Source organism: Legionella lytica, assembly GCF_044626755.1.
Taxonomy (GTDB): Bacteria; Pseudomonadota; Gammaproteobacteria; order Legionellales; family Legionellaceae; genus Legionella; species Legionella lytica_A.
The window spans coordinates 854,146-867,582 of record NZ_JBGORX010000001.1 but is presented as its reverse complement, the minus strand read 5'-3'; the positions used below and the strand labels follow the sequence as shown (position 1 = coordinate 867,582).

The window sequence follows — 13,437 nt, the reverse complement described above, 5'->3', positions numbered from 1 at the left end:
TACCAGAAACACTCAAAACGATATCCAACACTACACAATATAAAACTAATTATCAGACTCTAAAACAACCGACGAAGAAGTGGTGAATACCAATCGAAAATCAGGAGACTGCACTATTTTATAGGAGTAAGTATGCATCATTCCCTTCCATTAATAACTACAGTTGCATTTGCCTTCGCCCTAGCGGTGATGTTTGGGTTTATTGCCCTCAAATTAAAACTTCCTACCTTAGTTGGTTATCTATTGGCAGGAATTGTAATTGGCCCATTTACTCCAGGAATATTTGCTGATGTGAATATTGCTCAAGAGTTAGCTGAATTGGGGATTATGCTCTTGATGTTTGGGGTGGGGCTCCATTTTTCACTCGGTGACTTATTAAAAGTGCGAGCTATTGCGATACCTGGTGCAATTGTACAAATAGTGGTTGCTACTTTATTGGGGGCCGCAGTTGCTATTTTATGGGGCTGGAGTTATGGAAGCTCATTGATCTTTGGATTGTCTTTATCAGTAGCCAGTACTGTTGTTTTATTGCGTGCTTTAGAAGAGCGGGGAGCGCTTGAATCAATTAATGGGCATATTGCCGTAGGCTGGCTCTTGGTTGAAGACCTGGTTATGGTCGTTGTGTTGGTATTGTTACCTCCGTTTTCTTTTTGGCTTGGTGGTTCAGTAGGGCAAATCGATGCGACACATCCTTTTGGTGTTGTTTTAGGTATTACTCTAGCTAAGGTTGCTGCTTTTATTCTCTTAATGCTGGTAGTCGGCAAGCGTATATTTCCGGTAGTGCTTTGGCATGTGGCCAGTACCGGCTCACGTGAATTATTTACTTTATTTATTATCGCGGCAGCGATCAGTATTGCTTATATTGCATCAAAGCTTTTTGGTGTTTCATTTGCCTTAGGTGCTTTTTTTGCTGGAATGGTTTTACGAGAATCCTCTTTTAGTCATCGTGCAGCGGAAGATTCTTTACCTTTAAGAGATGTGTTTGCGGTATTGTTTTTTGTTTCCGTCGGCATGTTATTTAATCCGATGGTAGTAGTCCATGATCCCTTAAAAATCTTTGAGGTTGTCTGCATCATTATCGTGGGAAAATCGGTGGCTGCTTTTGCCTTAGTCCTGCTTTTCCGCTACCCCTTTTATACCGCATTAATTGTTTCAGCAAGTCTTGCACAAATAGGCGAGTTTTCTTTTATTCTCGCAGAATTAGGGGTGCGTTTTGGTGTGTTACCTGTAGAGGCGCGAAGTTTAATTCTCGCAGGAGCACTTATTTCTATTGCCTTAAACCCCTTAATTTTCCGTTTGATAGAACCAATTAAAAAATGGACTACAATGCATTCAAGGTGGTCGGTTTTTTTTGAGCATTCAGACGATATTTTGGCTCAATTACCGGGCAATACACCAGAAAAGTATCGTAATAAGCAAGTAGTTGTAGTGGGGTATGGCCGGGTAGGAGAACGTGTGGTTCAGCTGCTCACTGAAAAAGAGATTCCTTATGTGATAGTGGATAATAATCGTGAGTTAATTGCTAAATTACGAGCAGATGGAATCACTGCCATTTATGGCGATGCTGCTGATCCTTTTGTTTTGGAGCAGGCGCAAGTAGGGCATGCAAGTATGCTGATGCTTCTTATCTCAAATACCATTGATGCACGGAAAATGATAGATAATGCCTTGGAATTAAATCCTGATATTGACTCAGTTGTTCGTATGCATAATGAAAAGGAGGCGAGGTTGTTGCAGGATGAGATTGAAGGGAAAGTTTTTTTTGCTGAGGAAGAGATTGCCAGGAATATCGGGTCTTATGTGCTTAATCGCTATGATAAGTTGCAGGAGGTCACGGAGTAAGCATGGCAAGGTTTTAATTTGTCAGCGATGGTGAAAAATGACAATCATTGCCACTCAGCCAGCCAACCAACAGGTCCACGAATTATCGCGGTGTGAAAGTTCGTAATGAGTAGCAATAAAAATCTGAATCTCCGTGATTTATTAAATTAAGTAAAAGACTGCCGTCATTGCAAACAAAGTAAAGCAACCCAGTACTGAGCTTTAACGAAGCATCGGTCTGGGTTGCTTGGCCAAGGCTTGCAATGACGAAATTTACATGTCATGCATTAGGTCGAACACCCTACATACTACTCACCACTGCGGTTGCAACACAAGCTGTAGCAGCCATAGCCAAACCCACAACCGCCGCGGGTTTAAAAAAGCCATTCGCGTTTGTTGATGCGGTGGTCTTTGTTTGAGCTTCCTTTTTAATCAATGCATTTTCCGTTGTTTGAGGGATCAGTTGTGTAGGGCCATTAGGCGGACTCGCATTCACCAAAATATCTGCCTGAGCAATAATGTGCACTTGCGAGAATACATAACCTTCCTTTTCTGCATACAAGTCATATTCACCCGGCGGAATGTTTGCAAAAAGAATTCCTCCATCTAATGAGGTACTTGGTAATGAGCGTACAAAAGGATTCGTTTTAGGGATCCTTGGGAATATAGCAAAATAAAGCGGGGTTGACTCAACCGCTGGTGAAAGTCGTACCTTCACCCCTTCAATACCTTGGGGAATATCATCTAAGGTCGTATTGGGAGGGGTAATTGTAGCTGCAATATGGGCTTTACCAGTGGATGGTGTAAAACCTGTGGCCCATTGGATAAATGAATAAGCCATTTCAGATGGGACCTGAAATGATACATTTTTTAAATAGTTTTTATCATTAATCCCTTCCGGAGGTACAATGAAGGTTGCGGATTGAGTTGGTTTGTATCCAGACCAATAAGAGCCAGGTTTTTCAAAAATTAAGGTAATGGGTTGGCCAATAGGCCATTCAATGGAAAACTTTCCTTCCTCGTCGGTGTAAACGCCTTTTTCTTTAGCACCTAGAGGCCATACTAAACCACCGGAAATAGCATTTCCAGATACAAATGAACGTGCAAATCCAGAAACTAAAGCTGTTTGTTTGCTCATAAAAATCCTTTGGGATTAAAAAATGTAAATCATATCATAGACCATTATAAGAAAAAGGGTTCCTTGTGGTAAGAGCACATAGCCCCTCTTATTGGCTTCGGTAAGTCCCTTGAATTGAGGATTAGAGGAAGCCTGAAAAAGAAAAGTAATTGCTGCGTGGCTTTGGGCTTCATCGGTTGGAGATGATTCATCTATGAAGCTAGCTGCTAAATTATAAATGTTACGCAAATAGATCTACAAAAACTACCAAACTCAATTACATTTCTTGTCTATAATTCGAGGAGGACAATTTTAAATACGGAGATTTAAATGAGCAATCAATTTCAATATAGACGCCTGGATAAAGAAGACTGTGCTTTATTATTAGTGGATCACCAATCAGGGCTTATCTCTCTAGTCCAGGATTTCTCACCCAATGAGTTTAAGAATAATGTTCTTGCTGTTTCAGCTTGCGGTAAATACTTTAAATTACCTACAGTGCTAACCACAAGCTTCGAACAAGGCCCTAATGGTCCTCTTGTGCCTGAATTAAAAGAAATGCATCCGGAGGCTGCTTACATACCACGTCCTGGAAATATTAATGCTTGGGATAACCCCGATTTTGTTAAAGCAGTGAAAGCTACTGGCAAAAAGCAATTAATCATTGCCGGTGTTGTGACCGAGGTTTGTGTTGCCTTTCCTGCACTTTCAGCTTTGGAAGAGGGTTTTGAGGTATTTGTTGTGACTGATGCATCAGGTACGTTCAATGAGGTCACTCGTCATAGTGCCTGGTTGCGAATGCAGGCAGCCGGAGTGCAATTAATGTCATGGTTTGGTATGGCTTGTGAACTTCATCGTGACTGGCGCAATGACATCGAAGGACTAGGTAATTTGTTCTCCAATTATATTCCTAATTATCGAAATTTAATGACTGGTTATTTTGATAAAATAAATGCTGGCAAGTAATTTTTGGGGTAGCGCAGTTGCTTGCGACCAGCTACCCTAAAAAGTTTTAAGAGCAGTAACTATCCTCATTGTTTTGTCTCATTTTTTTCCATAACCGCCTTGATAAAGAAAATATTTTTATCAGAATGATCAATAACTTTATTGACAAGAAAAAAACTATTCTATAAATTGCCGCCCTTTAACTCGAAGTAATTAAGGGACTTGGATATGCCTAAAAATGATTTCTTTCGTAGTTCCAGTGTAACCACTGCCGCGGTACCTGGGGGAGCCACTGCTACAGTTTCAGGGATTGGTGGTGGACTCTCTCAATCCGCATTAGCAGCACAAAAAGCAAGCGCTGTACTTTCAGCAAACAGTGGCCATCGCGATTCCTTATTCCATGCATTAAAAGCTTTATTTGAAGATCAACCACAAATGGAGCCTTCTGTTTTAGAAACTTATTTACCTGAATTGAAAGAGGGATTGATTGCAACAGAGCATTCCATCGCTTTTGTGGTTCGAAACGTTTTATTAAGCGTTTACAGTGGGGCAACTCATGTGGCACAAATCCCTAGTGATCTCGCTTCAGTAATCAAACATACTGGGCACGGTTTATCACATATAGAAATTCCATCTGATAAAATAGGGGAAGCATCCCAAAAGACATCCACATTTAAACCCAATGCCAAGGGCTCATTCCAAAGCATGCAGAGTGTATCTGAAGCTATGGGTAAGCATGCGGAGAAAGTCATGGATGGCTTGGACAAGAATTTTCCGAAAAATAACTCACATGCCAGCGGGCATGAAGTATTTGCCTCCACGCTTGCCGGCATGAGCACTGGCATTACAGGAGCCTTACCTATGGCATTGGCTTTAGGAACGGATCTGGTTGGGCAAACGCTTAAAGAAATAAGTGCAATGAGTCATTTTGTAACCGAAGAATCGGTAAGCCAAGAAGGCAAAAAAAATGTCTATGTTGCAAGCAGTAATGTTTCAAAAGCAACCCAAAACAGTGACAGCCAACAATCCAAAGTGCGCTCACTGGAGCTGGATGAAGAATTATCCAATATGGAGGGTGCTTCTCACTTGTTGTCTAATCAAAGCCTTACTTCTCCTATTAATACCGTATTAATTCGTTTAATTGCCTTATCCTTATTTGTAAAATCATCTCGTGCACTTAATAAAACCTCCCTGGTCATGTCGGAAGGGCGGTTAAAAAAAGCTTTGGTTGATGCAACCGCTCAGGGGCCTTCTGGTGGAGTTGATCGCATCAATAGCCTACACTCCAATTTTAGCTCCTTGTCTAATATCTTGCGTCTTTGTGCCGATAATCTAAAGGGCCCAACCGCTATTGAAACTACAGTACACAGCAGTGAGCTTATTTCAAGCCGTTCAATGTCCGTATTATTGACTAATATGTCACAACTTGCCGACGTAGTACGTCAATTGCTTAATCAACAACCCAATCAAGAAGAAAACTCTTCGAGTGCCAGTATTAATCGCGTTGTCGATTTAGCTCAGCAGGGCGTTTTAAACAATTCAGAAGCAATGATTAAAGCCGTACTGGACCGCATTGAGCAAGAAAATGGCCAGCATGTTATTCCAGGGCTAAACCAAGACATGGCAAGCCAGTTGAACACAGCCTCTCAATCGAGCTTAGCTTCTCTTTTATTGAGTCACAGCGTATTTACTAATCCAATCTTATTAGCTAAGAAAGCGAGTAAGGGAGGGGTTAATACGAACGAAGCACAGAAAAATGAAGCATTGCTGGAAACACTACCGAGCCTAACCCAAGGGCTTAACATGATCCAAGCATCAACACGAAACATGATGCACGAAATGGAACAGGTTATGGGCCAAGGTAGCTCGAAAAAAGATGGCTCCTTATTATCAACACATCATACAGGTGCTAGTAATACAGCCACTCTTTATTGGGTAGTAAGTGCTATTTTGCTGATTTGTGATGAAATGCTCAGCATTTGTCGTTCGCTGAGTTTAATCGATAAGAATCGTGCTAATGAACTGTCTCAACAAATTAATGAGTTACCAAGCAAAGATGAATCGGCTCAATCCAGTGAACAGATTGCTTGGGATAGTCATTCGCAGCAAGAAAGCAGTGCAACTCATGCGATAACTGCTTTACGACTGACTTTATCCCACAGCGGTGTTTCTTTAATGAGAATCGCTATGGCGTTACACCATGCTGTAGAAAATCATATGGATACCGAGCAACGAAATCTTGCAATGCACACATTGCAAAGAACGTTGTTGTCTTCAGGTGCGGAAGCATTGCGTTATCTGGTTGAGGGATCTTTGTGGTCAACAGGCGGTGCCTTGGCCTTACCTGTACTGTCGAATGGTTCGGCTAACTGGTCTCACAAACAAGCCCATTCTACGGATCAGAATTTGCATCCAGTGCAAACTCATGAGAGTGAAAAATCCAGCAAAGAGAGTACTGAGACATTTCAACCAATCGGGTTTTTCACCGATGCGGTAGCTGGCACAGTAACTAATGTACTGAAAGTTTTAGCTCAAACCGGTTTAGTAGGTTTAGATACAACCATCGAACTTATTAAAATTCTGGAAATTCTTAGCCTGCATCGTGATTCTCATATTGCGTTGCGCATGGAAAGCAATGATTCATCAAATCCCAATGGTCTATCTAAGAATGTTGTTGAAGATCCGAGTGCTGGTTCTACTGCTGGAACAGGGGCAGTACTTATTAATATGCTCGCATCCTTACAAACACTAGATCACAGCTCCCAAACCCAATCCACTTTATCAGCTCAAGAGCGTTTGAAACAAGTCGTCGATCAGCAGATTGAAGGCCTGGCTGTATTGGATGATGATGAGGAAGGGCGTGATAATAAAAAAGGCTTAAAAGAGTTTTATCGCGTTATTATTGGCTTGTTGGCACCTGAACAAAATGTACAAGCTCAAGATGATTTAGTGAGACGACTCGATTTTGGTGGTATTGCTTTATCCAGTTATCACTCGTTATTTGGTGCTTATGATGAAGAGCCGAGAGCCGATCTACGATTTGCAAGGCAATTTGCCAATGATGATGACGCCCAAGGTTTATTGCGTCGATTCATTGATGAAGCCAAAAAACGCGGTTCTCCTTTATTGAGAAGCTTACATAATGCGCTGCCTGAAGAGCAACGCAGTGCTAAAGCCCAAGTCTTGTTTGAGCATGTGTTTGAAGAGGTCTACCAAAATTATAAGCAAGTCAAAATAAAAGACATTATCACCCACGGCTCTCCGAGAAGAAAAGAACCTACTCGTGATGCATTTAAAACGGATATGGGCTTAATGCCAGTTCAAGTGCAGCAAGATGAGCATGTTGAAGAAGATAATGGATTAAGATTAAGGTAAATAATATGCCCCAGTATCAAGCATTAGGTACGCCTGAGGACCCCATTGTGGGTTCTAAGTTATTGGAACAGCTCCGAGCGAAACTGCCACGCATAATGCGTGAGCAGCTAACCGGAGATACCTTAGTACAAGCCTACTTTTTGCTGGCGATGTTAAGTGATGATGTATGCATTCATGAATTGCACACGTGCTTGCAAGAGCAATACCCAAAATCGCCCACTGGGCAATCACCAATTGAACAGGCCTTAGCATTAGTCGCTCAATTGCAGAGCTCTGCATGCGATCCTAAGGCTGTATTTAAATACCGCTTGCCCAGTTTTTTGGGCGAGTATCCTATTCATAGCCAAGAAATCAATCGCAAGATTGAGCAATTTAACCAGCTCATTGAAGCCTATTATGCGAATGAGGCAGCCCAAGAGCTTGAGCCGGACGCTTTAGATGAGGCTTATCAAGCCGTTTTGCATGCTATTGAGCAGCATCATATGGGCTGTAATCCACATAGTTTATGGCAGTTACTCAAGGCAATGACACCTTGGTCATCCGCTCCAATTGAGGAGTTTTTAGAAACATCTTCCTATTTATTATCTCCCATTAGTAATGTAGAACCTCCTGTATTAAAAGAGCCAGCACCGCTATCCAAACAGCCAGTAGCTGAAATTAATCTGCCTTTATCTTCGAATAAGATCACCAATGAGAAGCCTTTTTCAGAAAATTTTAATTACAAGTTTAATGAAGCAGGACTTATTGAATCCAGCGATTATTTGTTAATTAATGGATTTGCTTTCAAACCTGGCGGGCATGCGGATGCATTAACAAAGCAAGCACCGGAGTTCTTACCCTGGAAGCAATGGAAGGGCGCTATTCGACGACAATTATCTCAACACATTGATTTACCACTCAATGATGAGTTTTTTGATTGGTTGCAGAGTGTATTACAGCGTCTGGGCATTGAGTTTATGGCGTTGCAGGAATCATCCGATGAATGCTACGTGAGTCCTTTTTTACGCCAGCAGACCACTTTAAGTACCTTGAATGAAGACATGATTCTGGGCATTTTACGGGAACAATGCGAGCGTAGCGAAACGTTGATTGATAGCAGCAATTTGTTAGTAATTAGTCGTTACTTAATGCGGTTTTTACAAGCGTTTCAATGCAATCGTGGGCAAGCATTAGGAATCGGTGCTAACTGGGGTGGGGTAGTTAATGAGTCCAACGAGTCGGGGACCGATGCTTTTCGCTTTAATGATTCAGAATGGGCCGCTCATTTTAGAAGCTTGAGCCTGCATCGCCAAGGTCCGGCTGAAGCGCATATGAATGCAACTATTGGAGCCCGTTTTGAACTCGAGGCTTTGCTTTCAAGCTTTGAATTCATGACCCAGCTTCAACCGTCTGAATATGCTAATACACTCTATGGTGGTTTGGTCGATAATCTTATGACAACCCTGTTTCCTGAACCCCATTATTTTGAAAATTCTGCCTATGTTAAGTACCGTCGGCACTTTGTTCTTAAACATACGGATGAAGGGATGCCGCAGGTTGAGTCTTTCTATCAGCCCGATTCACAAGGTACCTATTTCAAAACTAAAAAAGGGGATTTCAAACAGACTCCTATGTTTCGACAAGCGGGTTCTTTAGTTGTGGAATCTTTTCCACGAGATGCAGGCTCCGGTGAATGCTTGCAGTCCCTCTCGGTGGCAAATCCATTATGGCCCTTACAATTGCAATACGCTCAGGCTGCTTCAAGTAGTATCCGAGGTCATACGGTTTATAACCCAATCGGCCCAGACGAATTTATTCCTGATACATTTTATGGGCAAATTATACGTGAAAGTGAGCATGTATCCGTGCCATTTATTGGGGTGGTACCCAAAAATTTTGATGGTCATTTTAAACAGGTTGAGCTTTGTGCCTCATTTGTAGTGCGTATGTTGCAATCATCGCGCTTAATGACTTATTGCCCTACATTCAAAGAATATTATTTTTCTATTTTATCCCGATTTTTACCCTCTATGGAGTGCAAGACACCAGCCTTACCTCTTAAGATGAATGCTACAATAAGACATAAATGGAATGACTTTGATCGCATGGTGCATGATACGGAGCGTGGCGCGGAGGCTTGTGAGAAGGCATTCTTTTCCTTATTTAGAGAATTAGTCCATAGCCTTTATTCCTTAACTAAAGAGGATGCAGATTTGCATTACTATTTTGTTGAGTTGACTCGCTCCCCTAAGGTGTTTGTTCCGCATAATCGTGCCACCTGTGAACGTTTGATTCGTGAATTGACGACACTAAAGCCTTTATTAACAAACGAAAATAGAGCTAATCATCAACAATATGAAGCTACGTTACATTATCTTGGTGAGTTAACGGGCTTCTACTATCCTGTTCCTTGTGATGAAACGGCCAAAGCAGTTGCCGAACAAGCTCGTCTTCACATCAGCCCGCTATTGAAAAAGCCTGCAATCAAAGATTATTTTGCGATGCTTAGTCAGCAAGCACAGGCAAATATCTCACCTAAAGTTTCACCGGGGTTGATGCATGATGCCTTAAAATATCAACGCCCATCTCCCGAGGTATTCCGCGATTTTTATAGTCGACGACATGCCGTTAATTTTTCTTCGGGTTTTCGAGGCATCGATGGTGAGCAAATTGTGACACCCTCAACACGAGAGATCCTTTTAGATAAACTAAGTAAAACGGTAGGAGCGGCATTACCACTGATTCGCCGCAACAAAACCATTTTTAGTTTGCTAACGCAACCTTTTGCTCAAGCCTATATCCACGGTAGTAAGGCTTTTCATCGCCAAGAGGAGTACAAAGTATTTTGGGGAATCTTAGGAGGTATTGGCGGCTTTTTTTATGGGGCGGTGCTGGGCGCAAATTATGCCTTAACCAGCTTGCCTAGAGCGATTTATCATGGTTGGTTTGCTCCTAAAACAGAGCAACGTAAAGCGAATCATGTTTTAGCAATCTCTTCAGCTGCTGGTAATGAGCCAGGGGCACATATTGAAGCGATGATGAATATTCGAGATCATTTGTTGACGCTTATGGCTGCCGCAAATGAGCGTACTCCTTCCTCTGAACAATTAATTGCTTTGTTGTTGGACTCTGTGAAGAAGATACATCCTTCTTTATTATCCAGTAAACTAGCTACGGAGGCGCGTTATACGGAAGTGTTGAAAGAGGCTTTTCCATTAGATTTAAATGCGTGGAATGAATTATTTGAGCCGGTAATACAGGTAGGAGAGGATAGGGCATTGCAAGCTATTCTTAACCAGTATCCTTTGCAAATCGACCGGGTACTCATTTATGCCCTATATGAATGTTTGACTGCATCGAATAGCCTGCAAGGAGTTTCCGAGGTCATTAAAACAGTTGTTGATAAGCATAAATTAAAGAGCCCGCAAGACCACGCTTTAGCCGCTTTAGTTCATTATTATGCGTGTAATCCTGAAGCCCAAAAACGAGATATGACGCAGTATCGTTTTCATGGGACGGCGATAAGAAAATTAAAAGAGCAAGAGAAGCAATTACGCAAAATCCAAACCTGGATAAATAATGCTCTTGATATGCAATGGTCTTTAGAAACATTGTTTAGTCAGTATATCAAGGAATACCATGTCTTTTTGAATAAAGACACCTTGGAGCACATTGTTTCCAAGCTTCCTAACAGCATCAAAGCAATCGTGTTAGAACTTATCTCTAATCCTGCGGAGCAAGCAATAACGTTATTGAATGATTATGAGCTCGATCGATCGCAACAGGCCTTTCTTTTGCAATGTTCACGTTGTTACCGAGAAATCAGCTCTCAAGCAGTACAACAACGCATTCAGGATTTGGCGGATTTTACTAAGCAACCGGAGCCAATGCTCAGTGTGAAGGCGCAGGAGCATCTGAAGTTAACCCAATTTAAGCAACGCGAATGGCAACATCGGTTATTAGCAATGGATGGTGTAGCGCCCATTGTTGATGAAACAAAACAACAACTGGCTTTAGTTTATCACGCAGATTTAGATGAGTTAGTGCGCACTTATGAACACTGTTTAAATGCAGCTGACCGTAGTCAGGCATTTAATTTGTTTTATAGTCAGGCGTTAAAGATGCTGAATTTCTGCCCTATAGAAAGTCCTTTACGTGATTGGGTCAATGTGAGCATGAATGTTTTTGTAAATGAACTTTTAGATCAACAGCAAACGACTATGCATAATCCTTTGAGCAATTCTCCAGCAGCACAACAATGGTTAGGTGATTTGATGACCCACAAGAATGCGCTACGGGCACTCCTTAGCCAGCAAGTGGAGCAAGCCTCATCTTTTGACCATGCGGCACTGCGTTGCCAATCCATTCTACAGGCAGTAGAACCATTACAACCTAAGCGAGAAGCTATTCGCGGCACAGGCATGCAAAAGTTATTACGTATCATTTGTCAAAATACGAATACATTGACCGCAACCGGTGATCAAAAAGCCAAACAAGTTGCTATTTCAGCCTTATGCAAGCATTCGATTACCATGACTCGAGCATTAGAGCGTATTCAAGAAAAAGTTCCCGAAGATAATTTTGTTCGAGCTGTTGATATTAGTTGGAAGGGACTTAAATAGGCTGGTTCAAACTCAGTTCTCGTCATGGTGAGTGCTTAAAGACAGGAGCTTCTATCCCTAATTGAGGCAGTGTCTTATTAGGGATAGGTTCCTCTTTGGTGGGATTTACAATTTCATGTATTTTTGGCCATGTTTCTCATGAAATTTCTGTTTACCGTATGCTTTATTGTCTTCATTCATATCATCTTGCGCTGAATCCATTTGTGCCAGTTGTTCTTTCACCCGAGATAACGCTTTTTCCATGGTAATCGGTATATTGGCAGATAAAAGCTCAATGATACTCATTACAAAATGGCCGTGTTCACTTTGAAATACTGGCTGGCTAAAATCATAAGTATTTTTCCAGCAGTTAATAGTACCATTAGGCTCAGGCAGCTCACCACAGGCTAATTGATATAGAGTAGCAGCTAGAGTCTGACACTGTAATAATTCAAGATTAACATTGTCATTGAAGAAAACATTTGACGAATGATAGCTTTTGGTGGCATTAATCATATTGCTTTGGGTTTTAGCCGATTTGCTCTCCAATAAGCCTTTAATATCACTAAGGATAATTTTTCCTTCATTTAATAAAATATTACTTGGCTTCATATCGGTATACCAGATTTTCCGCTCATTCAAAGAAACCAGAAACTCCATCAGCTGTTTACTACAGTCCAAGAGGGCTTTATCAAATTCTGGCGCACTAATTATTCCCTGTTCTTTTTGTTCCCTTAAATTTGCAAAATAATTTTTTAAGTTACCTTCTGGATAAAACTGACTGTACTCAAAGTACAGTTCATCATTGCCTTCTTTGGCAATGGGTTCCATTGCTAAGGGGGCAGGGATCTGGGGCATGTCTTTACTGCATTGTTCTCGAATTTCTCTGGGTGAGCGATGTTTGCTGTCCCCGGTATTTATCGTGCGGAAAAAACGAACAATAAAGGTCATATTTTTATCTGGATTGGTGACTACGATTGCAGGGTTATTCTCCGCATTTAACGATTCAAACTCTAACTTATTATCAACTGTTTTCAGTTTGTTGCCGATCAGATTAGGATATGTTGAAGGGCTATTTTCCAGGTGATAAAGGCTTGTCAATTGCGCTTTTCCTGTGAGCTGTTTTATTTTTTGTTGCAGCTCACGTTGTGCACTCTCGCTCAGTATGTGTTTTTTAAACTCATCAAGCGAGTTTTGTTCGGCCCATTCTTTTATGGGAGCTTTTATTTTGTTTTCTTGCTCGAGTTGCTGTAGGTAGACGGCTAGTTTGTCCACATATTTCAAAGCTCTTAATAACTGATTTTTCTGTTGATATGTATTTATTTTTTGTACTAGTGTATTAACTTGTTTAATTTGAGTTCTTGTTGTACTAAATGGTGAAATGCTTTGTTGCTTTAATAACGGTAACATCATATCCATTGCCTTAATAAATCCCATTATGATTTAAATATAGGCTTTGGCATCGCTTTTTCAAGTATTTATTTTGATCTATTTGTTATTTTATTGATCGAAATGAGTATTATAAGGCTTAATCATTGCGGATGCGATTGAGATTTCTCGTTCAGATGCCGTCCATGCAAACGAAGAGACACAGCCCAG

General features: G+C 41.2%; 6 protein-coding genes. 4 read left to right on the top strand and 2 right to left on the bottom strand.

Annotated elements, in window-relative coordinates:
• Window positions 1-132: 132 nt before the first annotated feature.
• Window positions 133-1,842 (top strand): cation:proton antiporter domain-containing protein, encoded by a 1,710-nt coding sequence (locus ACD661_RS03575; RefSeq protein WP_400186356.1) that lies wholly within the window; start codon window positions 133-135, stop codon window positions 1,840-1,842.
• Window positions 1,843-2,122: 280 nt separating this feature from the next.
• Here the strand turns inward: ACD661_RS03575 and ACD661_RS03570 are convergent, their stop codons facing one another.
• Window positions 2,123-2,959 carry a peptidase associated/transthyretin-like domain-containing protein gene (locus ACD661_RS03570; protein ID WP_400186354.1) on the bottom strand — a complete coding sequence of 279 codons (837 nt, stop codon included), beginning with the start codon at window positions 2,957-2,959 and terminating at the stop codon, window positions 2,123-2,125.
• 309 nt (window positions 2,960-3,268) lie between these two features.
• Here ACD661_RS03570 and ycaC point away from each other — a divergent pair, with 309 nt between their 5' ends.
• The 3 genes from ycaC (at window position 3,269) to ACD661_RS03555 (ending at window position 11,859) form a co-directional block, all read left to right on the top strand.
• Entirely contained in the window at window positions 3,269-3,904 is a 636-nt protein-coding gene (gene ycaC, locus ACD661_RS03565) for an isochorismate family cysteine hydrolase YcaC (protein ID WP_400186352.1), read from the top strand.
• A gap of 207 nt (window positions 3,905-4,111) precedes the next feature.
• Entirely contained in the window at window positions 4,112-7,258 is a 3,147-nt protein-coding gene (locus ACD661_RS03560) for a hypothetical protein (protein ID WP_400186350.1), read from the top strand.
• Window positions 7,259-7,263: 5 nt separating this feature from the next.
• The gene (locus tag ACD661_RS03555) at window positions 7,264-11,859 is read left to right on the top strand and encodes a hypothetical protein (RefSeq protein ID WP_400186349.1); all 4,596 of its coding nucleotides are present in this window, start codon (window positions 7,264-7,266) and stop codon (window positions 11,857-11,859) included.
• A 105-nt stretch (window positions 11,860-11,964) separates the two neighbouring features.
• Here ACD661_RS03555 and ACD661_RS03550 read toward each other — a convergent pair whose 3' ends face one another.
• The gene (locus ACD661_RS03550; RefSeq protein WP_400186348.1) at window positions 11,965-13,251 is read right to left on the bottom strand and encodes a protein kinase family protein; all 1,287 of its coding nucleotides are present in this window, start codon (window positions 13,249-13,251) and stop codon (window positions 11,965-11,967) included.
• Window positions 13,252-13,437 lie beyond the last annotated feature (186 nt).